Genomic DNA, 25686 nt, shown 5'->3' with positions numbered 1-25686 from the left:
GCCTCTAATAGTTATCGTTTACCTATTAGTATCTATAACTAGCTATTTACCATCTAGAGATCTCTCAACTAGCTGTCGCTCACCTAATTAGCTTTAACCGTGAGTAATAACATTCTGCTGAACTAACGCATCCAGAATATCTGACGGCATGGTGCTGCTTAGCGTCAACTGAGGTGCAAGGTCTTCAACCACAATCACTTGTTCCGTAGTACCTAGACCATCCGGATTGATCGTAAGCTCAATATCATCCCCATCGACTTTCGCGTCTATCTGTTGCAATAACGCTGTCATGTCTGGAGATGTGTTCTTAAGTTCAGGTAACACTTCACGCAGGTCAATCTGGTCTCCTTCAGATAGGCTGAAATCGGTAATGGTATCTTCAACACCGTCTTCAATGTTAAGCCATACAAACGAGTCCATACCGTCACCGCCGGTTAAAATATCTGAACCGCCGCCGCCAATAAGCGTATCGTTGCCATCACCACCAAGAAGGGTATCGTTGCCCTCGCCGCCAACAAGCGTATCATCTCCCGTTCCACCTTCCAGTCTGTCATTTCCAGAACCGGCAGTCAGGTCGGTATTGTTAGCGCCAGCCAATAGTTGCACATCATCCGTTTCCGCAGCCAAGTTAATATCAATCGCGTCAGAGACAATGTTCAAGTTAAGGTCTATTGAAGCCGAAGTGGCAGTGTCATTATTGTCTGTCTCTTCAGAAACAGCTTCAACTTTAAGTGTATAACCACCCGGAGTTTCAGAGAGTCCTACAACTTTCAAACTATCAATCGCATCAGCCGTTGCTACCCAAACACCATTCTCAAGAGTCACTATACCTACATCACTGGTGATTTGAGCACCAGCAGGTACGTCGCTGATATGCAACGTTAACTCTTCCGTAATGTCAGTTAAGGCTGCAATAATACCAACCAAAGGAATACCACTCGCACTGACTGACTGACTCGCGGTAATGTTTCTCACGTAGTTAGAGGCAGTATCAATTGATAAAGTAGGCGTATTCGCAACTGGCGTAACAGCAATGTTGTAAACCACAGGTACAGTTTCTATTGCGATACCCGAAGGGTTTCCACTGTCTTTAGCGGTAACCTCCAAGCCAATAATATTGATTGGTGAAAGGCTCGCATCGAGATAAACACCATTTGGACTGGTTGGCGTATCAATCAACGCATTCAAATCGCTTAGAGTACCGACTAAGATAACCGAACCTGTGTTGTTGCCATTTACCACCACTGTTGTCATAGCTGGTAATGATACATTCAGTGTACCGTAATCCACAGCCAGCGTGACGGTCATGAGATCATCAGAAAATGTATCAACATAATCAGGGTCACTGACATTGATACCACTCAATAACTGACCAGCATCCTCGTCAACAACCGTAGTGACGCTGTCACCATTAACAACAGGTGTATCGTTCACTCCATCGACAATCGCGGTGATCTCCGCAGTATCCATAAGGAAGTCATTGACGCCGTTGGTTGTACCATCATCTTCGACGGTATAAGTGAACTTAACGTTACCGTTGTATTCATCAGCCGCAGCAAATACCCAGTATGGGCCAGTGATCGTAGCGTCATCAGCACCACCCACGTTTTCAAAGCGCTGTAACTGACCTTGGCCTTCATCGATTACCAGATTAGTCACGGTAATCGTGTCATTTTCCGGATCACTCGTCGCAGCAATTAAGTCTTCCTCTTTGATGATCAACTTACCTTCTTCAAGAATGTTTCCTAAGTCGATATCCGTTGCCACCGGCTGATCATTCACTGCTGTTACCACTACGCTGATTTCGCCTGTATCTGTTAAGAAATCATCAGCGCCGTTGGTTGTACCATCGTCCTCAACGGTATAAGTGAACTTAACATCACCGTTGTATTCGTTGGCTGCGGTAAATACCCAGTATGGGCCAGTGATCGTAGCATCATCAGCACCACCGACGTTCTCAAAGCGTTGTAATTGGCCCTGACCTTGATCGAGCACCAAACTGTTCACAGTAATCGTGTCGTTTTCCGGATCAGTAGTTGAGGAAATCAAGTCTTGCTCTTTAATGATCAACTGATCTTCTTCAAGCATGGTGCCCAAATCAATATCCGATGCCACCGGCTGATCATTAACTTCAGTAACCACAAGGCTAATTTCAGCATTATCAGTTAAGAAATCATCCGCACCGTTGGTTGTGCCATCATCAATGATGTCGTATTTGAACTTCACATCGCCATTGAAATCATTGGCTGCAATGAATATCCAGTACGGTCCCGTAATCGCTGCGTCATCAGCACCACCAGCATTTTCAAAGCGTGTTAGCTGACCTTGCCCTTGAGTCAGAGTCACACCGGTTACCGTGAGATTATGGTTTTCTAGATCAGAACTGGCTGCAATCAAGTCACTTTCAACAATCACGATTTGGCCGTCTTCCATAATCGAACCCAAATCAACATCAGTCGCAACAGGAGCGTCATTCACTTCCGTCACCTTAATGGTAAACGTGGTTTGATTGGTTTGAGCAGTATTCGGGTCACCCGCGTCAATCAGACCATTGTTGCCACCATCATCAACCGTTGCCGTCACTGTTGCGACACCATTTTGGTTTAGGTAGTTTTCATCAGCACCTAACTCAAATTGAACACTTCCAGAGTTTAAAGCACTGTTGATATCACCTAATGTCCCCTCAAGAGTGATTGCACTTCCCGAAACTGGAACTGATGTTACCCCAGTAAAACCTCCAAAGTTCAATGTACCTTGGTCTACAGATAGCGTTAACGTGTAAATCGCAGTTGGATCGTCATAAACCGCATCAGAGTCGGCAATCTTGAAGCCAGATATATCACTCAAGGCAATTGAAGTATCTTCCGGGGTTTCAATGTTGGTCACATTCACAAACGTCGGTTGATCGTTGATAGGATCAATCACTAAATCAACATCAAAGCTGGTTGGCGTGCCTAAGTATTCGGTGTTGTCAGCGTCTGTATCTACAGAACGAACCGTAATTTGCAATGGTCCATTGATGCCAAGCGCATTGCCTGCATCGCTATTATGTTCACCCGAATTAAATACGATCTTATCGAGCGACTGCGCCGATACATCCAATGTCCAAAGTTGTGTCACCGGATCGTAGCTAGCCAATGTCGTGCCGTCTGGATAGAAAATAGAAGCATCTTGAGGCACTCCCGCCACTTCAACTCGAAGTGTTTCAGGTGCATTTTCAGTAAACGTTCCGCTTCCTGTAGCCGACAATTCTTTGTCCAAAATAGTCGCATTGATTTCGATATCAATGTTTTGGCCTTCATTCCCGGTGACAGAATCGGTTGGGTTGGTATCAACATCATCACCAACTGGTACCACATGCAGCTTGAAGCTTGGCAAATTTTCTGCAGCAGTAGGCACACCCAACAAAGATTCTTGAGTGAAGACCTCCACACCAAACTCGGCCGTACCACTGAAATTTTTCGGTGGTAAAATTGACAACTCACTGAGGTCGAATGACAGTCCTGATGCTTGAGGCAGTTGAACGCTCCATTCACCACCACCGTTGTTCTTCACTGTGTAAGTTGAGGCAGCGTCTGCACTCATTAAGAAGCCATCTGGTACACCCGTAAACTTAATTGAAACGAACTGCTCTGAACCATCAAGGTCAGTCAATGCGATCGATACTGGCCCCGTACCTGACAAGGAAATAAGCTGGTCTTCGTTACCTGTAATCTCGATAACATCTGGGTCACTGCCCGGCCCTGTAACAAGAACATCATCCACGACAGGAACCACTTCAAAGTTTACAGTCGTAGAGAAAGTATCCGTGTCAGTCGCGCTACCAACAGGAGAAGCTGTCTCATTGTAGGTAGCCGTGTCGGTAATTGTCCCGCTGACATTCACTTGAATCTGATTAACGTCATTACCCGTCGGGTAGTTTGGTGCAGCTCTGAACAAGACGTTATCTAGAGCACCCGCGTTGATCTCCGATTCATCGAAGGTCAACGCTGTGCCAAGAGATACACCCGCGCTGGTATAAAACGCACCGACACTCGTGTCATCTAAAGTCAGCGTAATAGATGTGAATTTTTCGTCACCGCCTTCAACCCCACTTACTTGGTCAGTAATAGTTGAGCTGAAATCAAGCTGGATATAGGTATCTTCGTAGCCAACTGGATCTTGTCCAGCTTGGCCATCGGTATCGACAGGATTAAACGAATCGTCGAGCGAACCAACCACCGTAACATCGATGTCTGGATTGCCTTCAACATCTGGTGCGACTTTGATTACCACATCGGTCACCAAGGTGTTTTCATCACCTGAAAGGAGATCTTTGGTCACAATGGTTAGTGGTAACTTAAAGTCACCAGAGTAGTCCGCTGGTAGATTCAGTAACAGCCCAGAAAAGTCCGTTAAAACGTTCTGGTCGACTGTCGTCTCAAAGACATACTTTCCATTAACGAAATCGACTTCACTGCTTCCCGACAAACTAATTGGGAAGGTGCCTCCTGGATTAATAGTAACTGAGTCATCAATGATAATGGTGACTTGGTCTTTTGAAGCATCTTCTCCAGAGAAAGTGATCAAGTTATTTAGCGCAGCTCCTAGGTCTAACTGTGTGTCTTCTATAGCATCGACAACGCTATCTGGTGTCATCGTAATATCTGCAGCAACCTCATTCCCACCAATAAGTACTTGAGGGAAAGATAGGACTACATCACCTTCTCGTTCAACTGCTGGTGATGATTCTGTCTCAACGCCATCACCGCGATCAATTACGGTACTAAAGATGTTCATCTTTATTTCATTGAACAAGCCAGGAGTACTAGTAGTTAGCGGGAAACTAAGACCGTTCGGTGCACTGATGCTAAATAAGTCCTCATTCGTCACAACCCAGCGACCATTGCCTTCATATGCAGCACCAATAACAAGTAACTGATTTAGCACATCATCTGATAACGCCGAATCGTTCACGTTTGTTAATTCAATAACCAATTGGTCTACTTCTTCAATCGCAGATGAAGCATCCGTTTCTTGGTATCGGATGACAAACTCATCCGTAGCGGATGGGTTATCGCTGTTGGTCGTAAACTTAATTACACCTGTAAGAAGATCGGCAACAACACTTATCAAACCACCAATTCCTGCAACATCATCGACGATGAGTTTATTGGTAGTGCCATTGTCAGTCTCAACTACAGGCCTAACGACAACATTGATCGTCCCCATAACCGTCGCTGTAGCGATACCCTCACCAGAATCAGAAGAGTCCACATACTCATTATCACGCTCCTCGACCTCAACTTCCGTTGTCAATGTAAAATCAACGCTCGAGTCAGATGGGGGTGTCATTTGAATAAAGTTATTCGCTAATGCAATTTGGGTAAATTGTTCAGGTGTTTGATTACTATCTTTTGGTGTAATCGTTAACGTACCAGCGCCATCATCAACAACAGTAACATCACCATTTACGACAGCAGTTACCCCCGATGGAATACCTGAGATTATGATAGAGGTAAAATGCTCATCGGAATCAATATAATCGGCTCCATCAGGATGCCAATCGATATTGATTACTGAATCTTCATTACCATTGGTCGCATTAACGTAATTCGTTGATGTGTCAATTACTGGCTCAACCAACACTCTAATCTCTTGATCAAATGTCAGTGTATGACCATCATTTTCGGTCACAACTATTTTGCCTTGGATGTGGATATTCTCAGTTGATGAGTCAACAGGTCTGATACGAATGCCCGACGTTTTGCCCGCATCAGTAATATTCGCTTCGTAGATAGGTTTGGATAGGTCAGGGCTACCGCCCGATCCGGTTTCATAACCAACAAAATTAAGGTCAATCACTGTACCATCGCCATCTTCGAGGATGACCCCGTCAGGGATACCCGAAAGGATTACAGTGATTGCTTCAGACCCATCTCCTGTTAAAGGAGAATCCGCGAGATCATCAGGTTTACGTTCACCAGACAACACCGTGAAATCAAGCTCTGCAAAGCTGTCGCCGTTTTGACTCTCTTGAATCGTAGTTTGAACGCCGCTTGCAGTACCATCTGTAATTGAGGTCCAATCGGTACCATTCGTCCCACCATACGGAACATCTGCAACACCTTTAACCTCGACGTTGACCGTCTTAGTACCCAGAATTTCTTCATCAACTTGTTGAGGGTTGGTTGACAGGTTTGCAGTATCTTTGACTACACCGGTAACATCAAAGGTGAAATCTACATTACTGTGTTTAGTTGGAACAACCTCAACATTAGCCAAATCGGAATATGCGATTTCTTGATAATTGGTACCATTAACGGTAGGAACTACCGTGGTTGTACCTACAAAGTAAAGCACTGCGCCTTCTGTGATATTACTGATACGGACAAACAGTTCTTCAGAGCCATCTGTGTCCACCGACCCTGTCATGGTAATGACTTCGTCTAACGTGAATGCGTCTTTGTTGTCCAAAGGGCCAATGTAATCAGGGTCATCGATATTGTCTTCGTTGATCTTGATACGACTCACACTGAATTTTCCTGGGTCGGCGTCAGCAGTGACATCAATAATGATGTTTTGCTCTACAGAACGAGCTTGAGTTTTATCATTTGCTCCGCCATTGGCGGTATCTTCATAAGGGTTCAGTGTTTCCTTTGTAACCGCTATTGCTTTGAATTCAATCTGACCAGAGAAGTTATCGATCGGGTTAACTACGGTGCTGTTAATGTCTTCTGCCGCTATTTCATATACACCATCCGTCGTCAGCGTAAGCACATTGCCGTTCTTATCAAGCAGCTCGAACTTCCCATCACCTTGAACAGCTTCAAGTTCATAGGTAATCGTCTCAGTATTACTGTTATCTTGCGACTCTGCGTTCAGCTGCAAAGTAACGTTGTCTTCATCTTCGTTCACTTGATAATGATAAGTGCTGTTGGAATCATCCCAAGTCGCTATATCAGCCACCGCTTCAATCTCGATTCTGAAGTTTGAGTTGATGGTGTGATCCGTGGAGCCATTTTTCTCAATTTCAAGCTCATAACGAACTCGCCCACCAGTTTCATCCGAACTAGCGTGTTGGTCCGGAACAAAGAACAGGTTGTCTATCGTCGCGATAGTTTGTCTTGGTTCACTCGGGTTTGGAGCAAAGCTTTGTTCAAGTTCAGGAGAACCAAATATAATGCTTCCATTTGACTCAGGTACCAATTCAATGTAATCAGCACCATCAAAGTAATAAAAAGTACCTTGGTGACTATCACCTCCGTTCGGGCTTTTAATCGTCAACTGCCCAATAGATTCAGCATTATCTTGGTCATACAGACTAACTTGCAGCGCAACTTGAGCTGGTGCATTAGGCAAACCATTTTGGTTATCTTGAACGTTCTCAAGAGTCGGTTCATCACCCGTTGCGTAAGGTATCGTTAAATCTCTACCCGCATCCTCGAAGGTAGTCACTTTCAGCGCGATTCTTGTAGAGTCCCTATCTGTAATCGTGATATCTAACGGTGTTTCAGAGGTATCTAAATCGCCGTCCGTCGCAATCACGTTAATCGAGAAGTCGATGGTGTCAAGACCGTCATGATCGAGATAACCGTTAGCTCTGAATTCAACCTCGCCATTTGAGTTAATACGAAGTCGACCAAGCTGTCGAGTATCAACGCCTCCATTACCATCATCCGTTTGCTCGTAAACGCGAACCTGTTGGCTGCCAATGTTTAAATCGAAGTCACTACTGTAAGGCCCACTGTTCTCAGCTCGGAAAACAATTCCACTTCCGTCAAAGGCCTCAATTTTGCTCAGTACTGCGCCATCAGAACCCACATCAGTCGCATCAGCAAACATGTCGACTTTAGAGTTGTTGTAACCCTGCCCTTCAAGACGAGTAATCGACTGAGTTGTCACTAATGGAACATCATCCGTGACCGTGATTTTCAGATCGATCGCGTCTGATTGGTCTTGGTCAAAATCTTCAGCCACGATAGAGAAATCAAGCTCTATGGTGTTTTCATTCGCGCCATCAGGGTGCTTAAGTGGTTTAAACAGCTCAAATTGATAGCTGTTGTTTGAGGTATCAAAAATGATTTCAAACACAGGCTGATTGCTGGTTACAGTCTGTGCAACATAAGTGAAGGTTGTGCCGCTTTGTGAAACAGGCAGCCACTCTAGGCTTTCTCCATCAGAAGTTAAGCCTGTAATCACCAAGTTTTCATCGACCAATTCGTACTTAACAACACCATCAGCGCCTTCATCAACGGTGAATAGCCCATTGATAATTGTATCTTCGGATTGATCCGAACCAATCCCAGCAAGATCATCTTCATCGACAACCGTCTCACCCGTTGGCGGACTCATCACTGGCACATCATCGATCACCTCGATTGGCAATACATACTGATTAGAATCATCACCATCACTGTCAACAGCCACTACATTAAAGGAGATAGGCAGCTTATTTCTCGCCTCTGAGCTAGGCTCATGATCTAGAGGACCAAGTAAGGTAAATGTGTATGACCCATCGTTACCCAAAACAAGAGTAAAAATCGGTGTTCCACTTGTGGTGGTTCCTTGATAGGTGGTTGTGTTCGCTGCTCCAGAGATCTCAGTAATCGAAATTGCTTCACCACTTGAGGTAAGCGTAGGTTCTAGAGTCGCTATATTACGGAGTTCGTAAACCTCGACTTGATCTGCACCTTGTGTGGTTACAAACGAACCCGTTGCTTGTGCCAGAGTGCCTAAATCATCTTCATAAACCACAAACGTACTCGCGACAGTGGTGTCAGTAATGGTTGGTACATCATCGGTAATGGTCACCGTAAGAGGTTTCATCGCTGAATCAGTGTCGTCTTTGTCGACTGCGATCACTGGCAAGGTGAAGATTTGGTTGTTATTACCTTGTACCGGCAGATGATCTAACTCTTCTAACAATATGAAGGTATATCGGCCAAGCACCGAGCTATCAAAAGTGATAGTGAAAATATCCGTTTGGACACCGCCGCTTTCAACATAACCAATATAATTATCGCTGTTCAGAGGATCTTCTTTTAACTGAACCACCAAGCCATCAGCTTTCAGATCGCCTGATGTGTTGAATTGAGCCGAATCAATACGGAAGTGGCTCACATCATCACTTCCTGCTGTGAAAATAATGGTTTCAGTTTGGCTCACAGGTAAGCCCGGTGAAGAGCCATCAACCAAATTGGCTTCAGCTAAAGCGATGGTTGGTAAAGTATTGATAGTTGGTGGCGCGCCATCCGCGATGGTTAGCGTTACTGTCGAAGTAACAACATCGCCATCTTTGTCTTCCGATGTCACCGTAATGGTCTTGACTATATCACCACCAGAATGGTCTAGATTTCTGTTAGGCTCGAAACGCACATCTCCTTCAAGATTGATAAACAAAGACCCTTCAGTTAATACAAACTCTTGCTCGCCAGTATTCGTTTGTACCAATGCTTTTTCAGCTTGATTGTCATACACAAACTTAGTGATTGTGGCGCCATCTGCACTTTGTGCAGGCATCACATCAAAGACTGTTGTAGTTGGTGTTCCCGTACTTGGCTCTGTGATGTTGAGCGCACCTGATTGCAGCAGCTGAACATCATCGGTGATGGTAACAGTCAGCGGTTTAGACGCTGAAATATCACCATCGGTATCTTCTGCATAAACAGAAAGATCAAAGCTCAGATCGTTATTTCCTAAACCATCAACATGATCTAAACGTTCAAGCAAAGTAAACGTATATTGGCTTGGGTTCGTGTCATCAAAATCTAGAGTGAATATGGTTTTCTCCACACCCATTCCATCAGTGGTAAAGGCAATGTAGTCGCCAGAGTTTGCAGGATCTTCACGTAAACTCAGTGACAAACCATCCGACTTCAACGCGCCGTTAGTATTGAATAGCCCTACTTCCACCACTATTTCAGCAATATCATCACTGCTTGCAAGTGAAGTAATGGTTTGAGTGATACTCACAGGATTTACACTAGGCGTCGAACCATCCGCAAGTAAGCTTTCTGACAATGCCACACCCGGCACAACGTCGATTGTTGGTCCATCACCATCAACAATGGTGAGCGTAACCGTCGACGAAAAGATATCGTTATCAAAGTCTGAAGACGTGAACACGATTGACTTAACAATGTTCCCTGAAGAGTGATCAAGGTTTCGATTTGGCTCAAACCTTACATCACCATCTAATGTCACAAACAATGAACCTTCAATGAAAACAAACTCTTGTTCGCCAATGCTGTTTTGATTTAGAGAAATTGGCGAACCACCGTCGTACGTGAACTGCGTAATATTCGCGCCGTCTGCACTTGGTATTGGCATCACATCGACTGTCGCCGTTGTAGGCGTACCAGAATTGGGTTCGGTAATGGTTAAGAAGCCATCTTGCATTTGCTGGATGTCATCTTCTATCGTAACCACCACATCGCGCTTCGTTGATTCAGAATCATCGGTATCAACGGCATAAACCGGCAGACGGAAAGTTAGATCGTTATGCAGTACACCATTAAGATGATCAAACGCCTCAATCAAGGTAAAAGTAAACTCACCTTTGTTGACACTATCAAAGCGAATTGTGAATACATCGGTAACGTTACCCATACCATCATCGGTATAACCAATGTAGTCACCTGCTGAAGCTGGATCTTCTGTAAGTTGAACGACAAGACCACTTGATTTCAGCAGATCGCCAGGATTGAATTCGTTGGTCGCAACTCTAAAGTGACTAAAATCATCACTTCCTTCGGTATAAGTGATTGTGTGAGTCGAACTGACCGCAGAACCACTTGGCATCGAGCCATCCGCTAAGTTGACCTCCGATAAGTAAACATCTGGAACCACGTTAATAACGGGATCGATACCGTCTTTGATCGTCAACGTGACATCCGCAGTATCTGTATCGTTATCAAAATCACTGGTGGTGACGACAATCGTTCTTACAATATCGCCGGATGAATGGTCAAGATCTCGGCTCGGTTCAAAACGAACCTCCCCTTCAATGGTGATATACAATAAGCCATCGGTTACGGTAAAGACCTGTTCTGTGGAGATGCTTGGGTCTAGCGTAACAGCTGTGCCACCATCGTAAGTAAACTGTGTCACTTTCGCGCTATCAGCACTCTGTGTTGGCATAACATCAATGATTGGCGTCGTAGGTGGCGTACCCGATGCCAAATCAGCTAATGAAGGCTCAGTGATACTCAAAGTACCATCTTGAACACCTTGTACATCATCGGTGATCGCAACCGTCATAGGCGATATTGCAGAATCATCACCATCCGCATCAACCGCCAAAACAGGGACATCGAAGCTTAGTATATTGTTTTGTAATCCATCTACATGATCTAATGCCTCAAGCAGTGTGAACGTGTATTGCCCTAAATTGCTCGTCGAGAAGCTGATCGTGAAGACGTTGGTTTCTACGTTAGAACCGTCTTTAACGAAGCCAATGTAATTACCAGAATCTGCTGGTTGCTCTTTTATCTGAACATCAAGGCCATTCGATTTCAAAGCCCCTGAAGTATTGAACTGCGTAGGGTCAATTCTGAAATGGCTTACGTCGTCACTGCCCGCTATGTAGGTAATGTTTTGTGTCATTGTCACTGGATTGCCGGTTGGCACAGAGCCATCGGCCAGATCCACTTCAGATAACGCAATTCCAGGAACAAGGTCGATAGTAGGAAGGTCACCATCAACAATCTTCAGTGTCACTTTCGATGTGACAATATCGCCATCAAGGTCAACAGACGTTACCTCAATAGACTTAGTAATATCACCACCTGCATGATTTTGATTACGCACAGGTTCAAAACGTATTTCACCCTCTGTCGTAATGAATACCGAGCCTTCCGTGAACACGAACTCTTGTTCACCATTCACATTTAAATCAAGACTTTCTGCAGTGTTTCCATCGAACACAAATGAGGTAATTTTTGCTCCGTCGGCACTTTGACTTGGCATCACGTCTAGAGTATTCGATGTTTCAACAGCACTCGCAGGCTCGCGACTGGTTATTGTACCGCCCAGCATCAGTTGCACATCATCGCCAATAGTCACGCCAAGCTGAGAAACTAGCGAGTCATCGCCATCACTATCAACCGCATACACAGGCAGATTAAAGCTTAAATCGTTGTTGCCACGTGCATCTTGATGATCCAGAGCTTCGATTAAGGTAAATGTGTATTCGCCTAATGTTGCGGAGTTAAAGTCCAACGTAAATACTGTCGTCTCCACGTTAGACGAACTGGTAGTAAATCCGATGTAGTTGCCCGACCCTTGCGGATCTTCGCGTAATTCAACGGCTAAGCCATTCGATTTAAGCGCATCGTTGGTATTGAACTCAGTTGGTTCAATTCGGAAGCGAACCACATCGTCACTTTGGTTGGTGAAAGTAATAGTTTGCGTTGAGCTGATCGCACCAGCGTTTGGAGCCGAACCATCCGCTAGATTTGTTTCTGAGAGAGTAACGCTTGGAACTGCATCGATGGTTGGAATATCACCATCTGTAATGGTCAGTGTAATGGTTGAAGTCACCGGATCATTATCAAAATCACTTGAAGTAACCACTATCGACTTCACGATGTCTTCGCTAACTGAATGGTCAAGGTCGCGATTCGGTTCAAAACGCACTTGGCCTTGCAGAGTGATAAACAAATCACCTTCTGTAAAACTGAATTGCTGCTCACCTACGATGCTTTGATCAAGTGTGTTTACGGCACCGTCATAAGTGAACTGAGTGATCGTCGCACCATCGGCACTTTGGTTTGGCATCACATCAATGGTGCTGGTTGTAATGGTTCCGTCTGCAAGATTTGGCTCAGTGATATCTAACGTACCGTCTTGCATGATTTGGACATCATCACCAATGGTCACATTCAGTTGAGATACCAGAGAATCATCGCCATCACTGTCGACAGCGTAAACAGGTAGATCAAAGCTCAGATTGTTGTTATCCAAACCATCCGCATGGTCTAACGCTTCAAGCAGAGTAAAGGTGTATTCGCCCAAACTACTCGTAGAGAAACTAATGGTGAACACTGGAACTTCAGCGTTCGAACCATTGGTAATAAAACCTATGTAAGTGCCCGGATTCGCAGAGTCTTCTTTTATCTCAACCGCAAATCCATTCGATTTAAGTGCACCGCCGACATTGAACTCGGTTGGTTCAATACGGAAACTGGTTACATCATCGCTTTGATTCGTGAAGGTAATCGTCTCAGTTTGACTGACAGCACTGCCGCTTGGAGTTGAGCCATCTGCAAGGTTGGTTTCAGACAAGGTAACGCTTGGCACTGCATCAATGGTTGGGATATCACCATCAGTAATGGTCAAAGTTACTGTTGACGTCACTACATCGTTATCTGAATCGCCCGAAGTCACCACTATCGACTTCACGATGTTTTCGCTAGCGGTGTGGTTTAGATTACGATTTGGCTCGAAGCGCACTTCACCTTGCAAGGTAATGAACAGTGAACCTTCAGCAAAGACAAACTTCTGTTCACCCGTATCGTTTTGATCAAGCGTTATTACTGCTCCGTTATCATATATAAACTGAGTAATTGTCGCCCCATCGGCGCTTTGTTCAGGCATCACATCAACAGTAGCTGTCGTCGGAGTACCTGCAGCCAAATCAGCAACCGTTGGCTCAATAATATTAAGCGCTTGGTCTTGCATGACCTGTACATCATCACCGATGGTGACTTTAAGTTGAGACACCAGTGAATCATCACCATCGCTATCAATCGCGTAAACAGGAAGGTCAAAAGTCAGATCATTCTTCGCTAAGCCATCTACATGATCCAACGCTTCAAGCAAAGTGAATGTGTATTGGCCTAAGTTAGTATCTGAGAAGCTAATCGTGAATACGTTAGTTTCAACATTCGGAGCCGTTGTCACAAAGCCGATATAGCCACCCGATGTGGTTGGGTCGGGTTTCAACTCAACCGCCAATCCGTTCGATGTCAAAGCACCACCAACATTAAACTCAGTCGGTTCAATGCGGAAACTCGTCACGTCATCACTTTGGTTAGTAAAGGCAATCGTTTGAGTTGAACTCACCGCACTGGCATTCGGGTCAGAGCCGTCACTCAGATTCGTTTCTGACAGCGTAACGCTTGGCACTGTGTCAATGGTTGGGATATCACCATCAGTAATGGTTAGCGTTACCGTTGAGGTCAGCACATCGTTATCCGAATCGCTAGACGTCACCACGATAGATTTCACGATGTCTTCGTTCAGCCTGTGGTCTAAATCGCGATTAGGCTCAAAGCGCACTTCACCTTGAAGCGTGATGAACAGTTCACCTTCCGTAAAGCTAAACTGCTGCTCACCATTTTCATTTTGGTCAAGCGTTCGAAGCTGGCCATCATAAGTGAATTGCGTCACTGTTGCGCCATCAGCGCTTTGATTCGGCATTACATCGAAAATAATGGTTGTTACCGTACCATTAGCAAGATTTGGTTCAACGATACCTAACTTACCGTCTTGCATGATTTGAACATCATCGCCAATGGTCACGCCAAGCTGAGAAACTAACGAATCATCGCCATCACTATCAACCGCATACACAGGTAGATTAAAGCTTAAATCGTTGTTGCCACGCGCATCTTGATGATCCAGAGCTTCGATTAAAGTAAATGTGTATTCACCTAAGGTTCCGGAGTTAAAGTCCAACGTAAATACTGTCGTCTCCACGTTAGACGAACTGGTAGTAAATCCGATGTACTGACCAGAACCTTGAGGATCTTCACGCAGTTCGACCGCTAAACCATTCGATTTAAGTGCATCGTTAGTATTGAACTCGGTTGGTTCTAAACGGAAGCGAACCACATCATCACTTTGGTTGGTGAAAGTAATCGTCTCCGTTTGACTAACCGCACTGCCACTTGGCGCAGAACCATCCGCTAAATTTGTTTCTGAGAGCGTAACGCTTGGCACTGCATCGATGGTTGGAATATCACCATCGGTAATGGTCAGCGTAATGGTTGAAGTCACCGGATCATTATCGAAATCACTTGAAGTCACCACAATCGACTTCACGATATCTTCACTCACTGAGTGGTCTAGGTCGCGGTTCGGCTCAAAGCGCACTTCCCCTTCAAGAGTGATAAACAGCTCACCTTCTGTGAAACTGAACTGCTGCTCGCCTGAAATGCTTTGATCCAGTGTGTTTACGACGCCGTCATAAGTAAACTGAGTGATCGTCGCACCATCGGCACTCTGATTTGGCATCACATCAATGGTGTTGGTTGTGATTGTTCCGTCTGCAAGATTTGGTTCAACAATATCTAACGTACCGTCTTGCATGATTTGGACATCATCACCAATGGTCACGTTAAGTTGAGATACCAGAGAATCATCACCATCACTGTCTACCGCATAAACAGGCAGTTCAAAGCTCAGATCGTTATTATCTAAACCATCCACATGGTCTAACGTTTCAAGCAGAGTAAAGGTGTACTCACCTAGTGTGGTCGTAGAGAAGCCAATAGTGAAGACAGGAACTTCAGTATTCGAGCCATCAATAATAAAACCGATATAAGTGCCCGGGTTAGCAGAGTCTTCTTTTATCTCAACTGCAAATCCGTTCGATTTTAGTGCTCCACCGGCATTGAACTCGGTTGGTTCAATTCGGAAACTCACTACATCATCACTTTGGTTCGTGAAAGTAATCGTCTCAGTCTGACTTACTGCACTGCCGCTTGGTAAAGACCCATCAACGAGATTGGTTTCTGAAAGCGTAACGCTTGGCACCGCATCAATGGTTGGGATATCACCATCAGTAATAGTCAGAGTGACCGTTGACGTCACCACATCGTTATCTAAATCGCTTGAAGTCACCACAATCGACTTCACGATGTCTTCGCTAAGCGTGTGGTCTAGATTACGGTTTGGTTCGAAGCGCACGTCACCTTGAAGAGTGATGAACAACTCACCTTCTGTGAAGCTAAATTGCTGCTCACCATTGTCATTTTGATCCAGAGTTCGAACTTGACCGTCATACGTAAACTGGGTGATTGTCGCGCCATCGGCACTTTGTTCTGGCATCACATCAATGGTATTCGTTGTGATTGTGCCGTCTGCAAGGTTTGGCTCAGTGATATCTAACGTACCACCTTGCATGATTTGAACATCATCACCAATGGTCACATTCAGTTGAGACACCAGTGAATCATCACCATCGCTATCAACCGCGTAAACAGGAAGGTCAAAAGTCAGATCATTCTTCGCTAAGCCATCTACATGATCCAACGCTTCAAGCAAGGTGAAGGTGTATTGACCTAAATTGGTATCCGAGAAGCTAATCGTAAACACGTTAGTTTCAACATTCGGAGCGGTTGTCACAAAACCGATGTAGCCACCCGGAGTGGTTGGGTCGGCTTTCAACTCAACCGCCAATCCGTTTGATGTGAGAGCACCACCAATATTGAACTCCGTCGGTTCAATACGGAAACTTGTCACATCATCACTTTGGTTAGTAAAGGTAATGGTTTGAGTGGAACTTACCGCACTTGCATTCGGAGCAGATCCGTCACTCAGATTCGTTTCTGACAGCGTAACGCTTGGCACAGTGTCAATCGTTGGGATATCGCCATCGGTAATGGTTAGCGTTACCGTTGAAGACACAAGATCGCTATCAGAATCACTCGATGTTACGACTATCGACTTAACGATATCGCCACCAGTATGATCGAGGTTACGACTTGGTTCGAAACGAATATCGCCTTGTAGAGTGATATACAAAGACCCGTCAGCAACCACAAACTTTTGCTCACCCGTGTCATTTTGGTCAAGCGTCAATACCGCCCCACCATCGTAAGTGAACTGAGTAATGGTCGTGCCATCAGCTCCTTCTTCATCAAGGACATTAACGATTGGCGTAGTCGGCGTACCTGCTGCCAAATCTGCAACCGTTGGCTCTTCAATAGTGAGAGAGTCATTAACCATCACTTGAATATCATCAGTAATAGTTACAGCCAGTGGCGACATCACAGAGTCATCACCATCGCTATCAACCGCGTAAACTGGCAAGTTAAATGTTAGGTCGTTGTTGCCTTGAATTGGTGTGTGGTCAATCGCTTCCAGAAGCGTGAAGGTGTACTCACCCAAAGTGGTACTGCTGAAATCGAGTGTAAACACTGTGGTTTCGACATTCGAAATATCAGTCGTGAAACCAATGTAATTGCCTGAACCTGTTGGTTCTTCTCGAATCTCAATGTTTAAACCATCGGACTTGAGCGCGTTGTTGGTATTAAATTCACTTGGCTCTAAACGGAATTTCTCAACATCGTCACTTTGATTAGTGAAAGTGATGGTTTCCGTTTGGCTAACCGCGCTGCCAGTTGGCGTGGAACCATCAGCAAGATTAGCTTCTTCAAGTGATACGCTCGGCACCGCATCAATAGTCGGATTGTCACCATCAGTAATGATCAGCGTAACGGTTGAAGTAAGAGAATCGTTATCGAAGTCACTTGAAGTCACCACAATCGACTTCACGATGTCTTCGCTCACTGAGTGGTCTAGATCGCGATTAGGTTCAAAGCGTACTTCACCTTCAAGGGTGATATACAGTTCGCCTTCTGTGAAGCTGAACTGCTGTTCGCCTGAAATACTTTGATCCAGTGTGTTTACGGCACCATCATAAGTGAACTGAGTGATCGTCGCACCATCGGCACTTTGGTTTGGCATCACATCAATGGTATTGGTTGTGATTGTTCCATCAGCCAGATTTGGCTCGGTGATATCTAACGTACCGTCCTGCATGATCTGAACATCATCACCGATGGTCACATTAAGCTGGGATACCAGTGAATCGTCACCGTCCGTATCAACAGCATAAACAGGCAGGTCGAAGCTAAGATCGTTGTTATCTAAACCATCCGCATGGTCTAACGCTTCAAGTAAGGTAAAGGTGTATTCGCCTAACGTACTCGTAGAGAAACTAATGTTGAACACTGGAACTTCAGCGTTCGAACCATCGGTAATAAAACCGATGTAAGTACCGGGATTAGCAGAGTCTTCTTTTATCTCGACCGCAGCTCCGTTCGATTTTAGTGCTCCACCGACATTGAACTCGGTTGGCTCAATGCGGAAGTTTGCTACATCATCACTTTGATTGATAAAGGTGATGGTCTCAGTTTGACTGACTGCGCTGCCGCTTGGTGCTGAGCCGTCACTAAGGTTGGTTTCAGACAGAGTAACGCTAGGCACTGCATCAATGGTTGGGATATCACCATCGGTAATGGTCAGCGTCACTGTGGAGGTCAGTACGTCATTGTCTGAATCGCTTGAGGTCACCACTATCGATTTGACGATGTCTTCGTTAACCGTGTGATCTAAATTACGATTGGGTTCGAAGCGCACCTCACCTTCAATAGTGATGAACAACTCACCTTCCGTGAAGCTAAATTGCTGCTCACCATTGTCATTTTGGTCGAGTGTTATTACCGTCCCGCCGTCGTAAGTAAACTGAGTGATCGTCGCGCCATCGGCACTTTGCTCTGGCATCACATCAATGGTGTTGGTTGTGATTGTGCCGTCAGCAAGATTTGGTTCCGTGATATCTAAGACACCGCCCTGCATAATTTGAACATCATCACCAATCGTGACGTTAAGCTGAGACACGAGTGAATCATCGCCATCACTATCGACGGCGTAAACCGGTAAGTCGAAACTCAAATCATTATTTGTGAGGCCATCAACATGGTCTAAAGCTTCAAGTAAGGTGAAGGTGTATTGGCCTAAATTGGTATCTGAGAAACTAATCGTGAACACGCTGGTTTCAACGTTCGAGCCATCGGTAACATAACCGATGTAGCCGCCCGGTGTGGTTGGATCGGCTTTCAGATCAACCGCCAATCCATTTGATGTTAGAGCACCACCAACATTGAATTCGGTTGGTTCAATGCGGAAGCTGGTCACATCATCACTTTGAGTGGTGTAAGTAATGGTTTGAGTTGAACTCACCGCGCTGCCGCTTGGTGCAGAGCCATCACTCAGATTCGTTTCTGACAAGTTCACTGTTGGCACATTATCAATGGTTGGAATATCACCATCGGTAATGGTCAGCGTAACTGTTGAGGTCAGCGCATCGTTATCCGAATCGCTAGACGTCACCACGATCGATTTCACGATGTCTTCGTTCAGCGTGTGGTCTAGATTACGATTAGGCTCAAAGCGCACTTCACCTTCAAGCGTGATAAACAACTCACCTTCTGTGAAACTAAACTGCTGCTCGCCAGTGTCATTTTGGTCCAGCGTTCGTAGTTGACCATCATAAGTGAATTGCGTCACCGTTGCGCCATCAGCGCTTTGATTTGGCATCACATCGAAAATGCTAGTTGTTACCGTGCCATCAGCAAGATTTGGTTCAACGATATCTAACGTACCGTCTTGCATAATTTGAACATCATCGCCGATAGTGACATTTAACGGAGACATCAGTGAATCATCGCCGTCACTGTCTACCGCATAAACAGGTAGGTCAAAGCTGAGGTCGTTATTGCCTCGGGCATCTTGGTGGTCTAATGCTTCGATGAGCGTGAACGTGTATTCGCCTAATGCCCCAGAATTAAAGCTTAATGTGAATACTGTAGTTTCTATGTTTGTGGCACTGGTCGTAAAACCAATATAGTCACCCGACCCTGCCGGATCTTCACGTAACTCAACGGATAGACCGTTCGATTTAAGATCATCGTTAGTATTGAACTCTGTTAGCTCAATACGGAAACGAACCACATCATCACTTTGGTTGGTGAACGTGATGGTTTGAGTGGAGCTTACCGCGCTGCCACTTGGCGCAGAGCCATCAGTCAGATTCGTTTCAGAGAGGGTAACGCTTGGAATAACATCAATCGTAGGGTTATCACCATCCGTAATCGTCAGGGTTATGGTTGATGTCAGAGAATCATTATCAAAATCACTTGAAGTCACGACAATCGACTTCACGATGTCTTCGCTAACTGAATGGTCTAGGTCGCGGTTCGGCTCAAAGCGCACTTCACCTTCAAGGGTAATAAACAGTTCACCCTCTGTGAAGCTGAACTGCTGTTCGCCTGAAATACTTTGGTCCAGTGTGTTTACGACACCGTCATAAGTGAACTGAGTGATCGTCGCACCATCGGCACTCTGATTTGGCATCACATCAATGGTATTGGTTGTGATTGTTCCATCAGCCAGATTTGGTTCAACGATATCTAATGTGCCATCTTGCATTATTTGGACATCATCACCGATGGTCACATTAAGCTGAGACACCAGTGAATCGTCGCCATCACTATCAACCGCATAAACAGGCAGTTCGAAGCTCAGATCGTTATTATATAAACCATCCACATGGTCTAGCGCTTCAAGTAAGGTAAAGGTATATTCACCTAACGTACCCGTAGAAAAGGCAATCGTGAAAACTGGAACTTCAGTGTTCAAACTATCGGTAATAAAGCCGATGTAAGTACCCGGGTTAGCAGAGTCTTCTTTTATCTCGACCGCAAAGCCATTAGACGTCAGAGCTCCACCTACATTGAACTCGGTTGGCTCAATACGGAAACTCGCCACATCATCACTTTGATTAGTGAAAGTAATCGTCTCAGTTTGGCTTACTGCACTGCCGCTAGGCGCAGAGCCGTCACTTAAGTTAGTTTCCGAAAGTGTAACGCTTGGCACTGCATCAATGGTTGGGATATCACCATCGGTGATGGTCAGCGTCACTGTGGAGGTCAGTACGTCATTGTCTGAATCGCTTGAGGTCACCACTATCGATTTGACGATATCTTCGTTAACCGTGTGGTCTAGATTACGGTTTGGCTCAAAGCGCACGTCACCTTGAAGAGTGATGAACAACTCACCTTCTGAGAAGCTAAATTGCTGCTCACCATTGTCAGTTTGATCCAGCGTTCGAACTTGACCATCATAAGTAAACTGAGTGATCGTCGCGCCGTCAGCGCTTTGCTCAGGCATCACATCGATGGTGTTGGTTGTGATTGTGCCGTCTGCAATATTTGGTTCCGTGATATCTAACGTACCACCTTGCATGATTTGAACATCATCACCGATGGTTACATTTAACTGAGAAACCAGTGAATCATCGCCATCGCTATCAACTGCATAAACCGGCAAATCAAAGCTCAGATCATTATTTGCAAGGCCATCTACATGATCTACCGCTTCAATCAACGTAAAGGTATACTGGCCTAAATTGGTATCCGAGAAACTAATCGTGAACACGTTGGTTTCAACGTTCGAACCATCAGTAACATAACCGATGTAGCCGCCCGGCGTGGCTGGATCGGCTTTCAGTTCGACTGCCAATCCATTTGATGTGAGAGCGCCACCAACATTGAATTCGGTTGGTTCAATACGGAAGCTGGTCACATCATCGCTTTGAGTGGTGTAAGTAATAGTTTGAGTTGAGCTCACCGCACTGCCGCTTGGTGCAGAGCCATCACTCAGATTCGTTTCCGACAAAGTCACTGTTGGCACATTATCAATGGCTGGGATATCACCATCGGTAATGGTCAGCGTTACTGTGGAAGTCACCACATCGTTATCGGAATCGCTAGACGTCACCACGATTGATTTCACGATGTCTTCGTTCAATGTGTGGTTTAGATTGCGATTGGGCTCAAAACGGACTTCACCTTGAAGCGTGATAAACAACTCACCTTCCGTGAAGCTGAACTGTTGTTCGCCATTGTCATTTTGGTCAAGCGTTCGAAGCTGGCCGTCATAAGTAAATTGCGTCACCGTTACGCCATCAGCACTTTGATTCGGCATCACATCGAAAATGCTAGTTGTTACCGTGCCATCAGCAAGATTTGGTTCAACGATATCTAACGTACCGTCTTGCATAATTTGAACATCATCGCCGATGGTCACACTTAACGAAGACATCAGTGAATCATCGCCATCACTGTCTACCGCATAAACAGGTAAATCAAAGCTAAGCTCGTTGTTGCCACGGGCATCTTGGTGGTCTAACGCTTCGATGAGCGTGAACGTGTATTCGCCTAATGCCCCAGAATTAAAGCTTAATGTGAATACTGTAGTTTCTATGTTTGTGGCACTGGTCGTAAAACCAATATAGTCACCCGACCCTACCGGGTCTTCACGTAACTCAACGGCTAGACCGTTCGATTTAAGATCATCGTTAGTATTAAATTCCGTTGGCTCAATACGGAAACGAACCACATCATCACTTTGATTGGTAAAAGTAATGGTTTGAGTGGAGCTTACCGCGCTGCCACTTGGCGATGAGCCATCAATTAAATCAGCTTCTTCAAGTAAGACGCTCGGCACCGTATTAATAATCGGATTGTCACCATCAGTAATGGTCAGCGTAATGGTTGAAGTCACCGGATCGTTATCGAAGTCACTTGAAGTTACGACAATCGACTTCACGATGTCTTCGCTCGCCGAGTGGTCTAGATCGCGGTTCGGCTCAAAACGTACTTCACCTTCAAGGGTAATAAACAGTTCACCCTCTGTGAAGCTAAATTGCTGTTCGCCTGAAATACTTTGGTCCAGTGTGTTTACAACACCGTCATAAGTGAACTGAGTGATCGTCGCACCATCGGCACTCTGATTTGGCATCACATCAATGGTATTGGTTGTGATTGTTCCATCAGCCAGATTTGGTTCAACGATATCTAATGTGCCATCTTGCATTATTTGGACATCATCACCGATGGTCACATTAAGCTGAGACACCAGTGAATCGTCGCCATCACTATCAACCGCATAAACAGGCAGTTCGAAGCTCAGATCGTTATTATCTAAACCATCCACATGGTCTAACGCTTCAAGTAAAGTAAAGCTGTATTCACCAAGTGTGGTGGTCGAGAAACTAATGGCGAACACTGGGATTTCAGTATTCGAACCATCGGTTATAAAACCGATATAAGTACCCGGATTAGCAGAATCCTCTTTTATCTCAACCGCAAACCCATTGGACGTCAGAGCTCCACCTACATTGAACTCGGTTGGTTCAATACGGAAACTCGCCACATCATCACTGCCTGCAGTAAAGGTAATCGTTTCAGTAGCGCTCACTGCACTTCCGCTTGGTGCAGAACCATCGGCAACATCTGTTTCAGATAAAGTAACAGGTGGAATCAGATCTATGGCTGGGTTCTGACCATCGGTAATGCTTAGTTCAAGTGATGATGTATCAATATCGCCATCACCATCTTCAGCTAAAAATGAAAACTGTTTGACGATAGTTTCGCTGCTTGAGTGGTCGATATCACGAGCGACTTCAAAACTGAAATCACCATTCAACGAGATAGTGACCACACCCTCAGTAAAACTGAAAGTTTGAGTAGCATCGGGGAGCAGGCTTTGATCTAGCGAGTAATCAACACCATCATAGTTAAACGATTGAATTGTAGATCCATCTGCGCCTTCGAAACTGAACAGGTTATACGAAACAATGGTATCACCCGCTAAAGTGGGTTCCGTTACTGACTCAACCTTATCAATGAGTTCAACGACATCGTCTTTAACATTGACGAGAATCTCAGCAGCTTCTGGGGTGTTCGAACCTCCAGACAGTGCAGAGCGGTCACCATCCGCATCAACGGCATAAATTGGCAATGCAAAGGTTAGCAGCACATCTTCAGCACCTTGGTGAGATAGCTCTTCGTATAGAGTGAATTCATAGTTCCCCAATGACGGGCTATCCACTTTAACGTCAAAGACTGTAATTCTAGAACCATTGACCTCAACATAGCCTTCGTAAGTTCTTACACCGTTAGTTTGATCAATAAGCTCGAGCAGTACGGCTTCGCCATTAGAAGTTAAAGAACCATCAGTATTAAACTCCGTCGGCTCAAGCTCATAATGGTCGATGATATCACTGTCAAAAATATCCGCAGTAACACTACCACTTCCAGATACTGTCGCAGTCCCCTCTTGTGAGCCACCAACGACTCCCGACTCATCGACATCAATACTGTCAATATTAGTAATAACGGGACTGTCGCCATCAGTAATCGCAATGTTGATAATATTCTGTATGACATCTTGGTCAAAATCAGTAACGGTTATCGGCAAAGCAAACGAGAGAGTATCACTACCAACTTCCTCTATCGGTTTAAACTGCTCGAATTTATAGGTGCCATCGGTATCAAGCGAGATAGTGAGAACAACCTCACCTCGGCCTTGGATGGACAGAGTAATCGTTGTCCCATCATCAGAAAGTCTGGCGAGCGTGTTTTGATTATCACTGAGCAACCCATCAAACTGCTCCAGTGCACTTGCATCAAATACGGCTGATTGAAGGTTATCACTACCAATATTTGAGAAAGCTCCTTCGATTGCAGTGCTGCTAGTTTCAACGTTAGTGATATTTACACTTTCAACAGACGGATCTATCCCATCAAACACTGAAACTTGTGCGTTGACGAGTGTTGCTAGCGGATTCCCAGCGCTGTCTTCACCTTGAATATCGAAGGCGATATCAATTTGGTCGCCAGTGTAGGAAACCTGGCCACCGCCAACAGACGGTACGTGATCAATCGGCTGAGAAATCGTTGTGATTAAAGAAAGCTCAATGTTATTGCCAACACTGACGGCTTCAATGTCGATACGTAATACTTCGTCAGAACCTTGCACACCAACGATAGAATTGGTCACCGCGTCATACGTGAAGGTGACGGGCTGACCGCTTGAGGTAATGTCGCTATTAAGTTCACTAAGTAGTGACGCGAGGGATAACGTTTCTGGGGTAAAAGAATCAGGTGCGAGCGCTAAACTGCCGGCAATTATCGTCTCTGTAGATGTAATAGACTGGGGATAGGTATTATCAGAAATGGAACCTTCAGTGAGCACTCCACTGATTGATTGACCGCCAGATGAGCGGGTTATCGATCGGAACTCTTCGCGAGGTTCTTCTGTAACTTCGTCGTCTAGCCCTGTGGTTTCAAAAAAAGTTGTCGGTTGAGTTTGCGTATAGTTGTAATCTATGGTCACGAAGCCAGCATTTGCAGAACCCAGCCCGCCACCAGCCGCCGTTGCCTCTAATATTTGAGTTGGGTCGGCACCACCTAAAATTGCGTCTTGGATAGCAGCAAGGTCATCGTCGGTAAAGGTTCCGGCGTCCGCTTGCTCTGAATCGAAATTAACCTCACCGGCAATTGGTACCTCTGCCCACGCAACATTATTATCAACACAACCGACACAATTCTCGCCAACTGGAATAGCAGCGTTTTGAACACCTAATAGAACTTCCGATCCGTTCGAAGTAATAACGATCTCATTTGCACGGATAGTATCGCCAACTGAAACCTTTCTTGCACTGCCGTCAGGCTTAACTACGACAACATCACCACTCATAGCTTCAACTACTGCAGCCTGGCGCGAAACTTCAATATCCATACATCCCCCGTTGTCACAAAGCACTGTTCTTCAGAGCTGTGAAAATTATTTGTAATAGCAATTTCAGGTTTTAATCAAACTCATACTTAGCTCTTTTCAATGACAATTCGTTCTTATGTCCAAACCACCCTTGGAGAGATGTATTTCACCTGTTTTATTATAGTTTACTTACTCTTAAGCCTAGTCTTCCCCATAAAAAATGCCATGTCTGTGCTAAGAGACGTCTTTTCTAATATTTAAGCTTTCTTTGAAAGCTTAAAAAGACTAGCTAAAAGTTAGTAGGATGCCGATTAATATACAAGTGATTTCACAATGTAATTGCACCTT

Annotated in this window: 1 protein-coding gene; it reads right to left on the bottom strand. The window is 45.0% G+C overall.

Annotated features, from left to right (window positions below; all coding sequences use genetic code 11):
* Positions 1 to 93 precede the first annotated feature (93 nt).
* Entirely contained in the window at positions 94 to 25359 is a 25266-nt protein-coding gene (locus IQO02_RS12115) for a retention module-containing protein (RefSeq protein WP_193838547.1), read from the bottom strand.
* Between the last annotated feature and the right edge of the window lie 327 nt (positions 25360 to 25686).

The organism is Vibrio sp. OPT24 (assembly GCF_015163545.1).
In the GTDB taxonomy this organism is placed as follows: domain Bacteria; phylum Pseudomonadota; class Gammaproteobacteria; order Enterobacterales; family Vibrionaceae; genus Vibrio; species Vibrio cyclitrophicus.
Note: the sequence above shows the minus strand (reverse complement) of the source record. Positions and strands in the feature narration are given on the sequence as shown.

Excerpts from the sequence above, each read along its gene's own strand:
- IQO02_RS12115 (WP_193838547.1), bottom strand. The coding sequence starts at position 25,359 with ATGGATATTGAAGTTTCGCGCCAGGCTGCAGTAGTTGAAGCTATGAGT.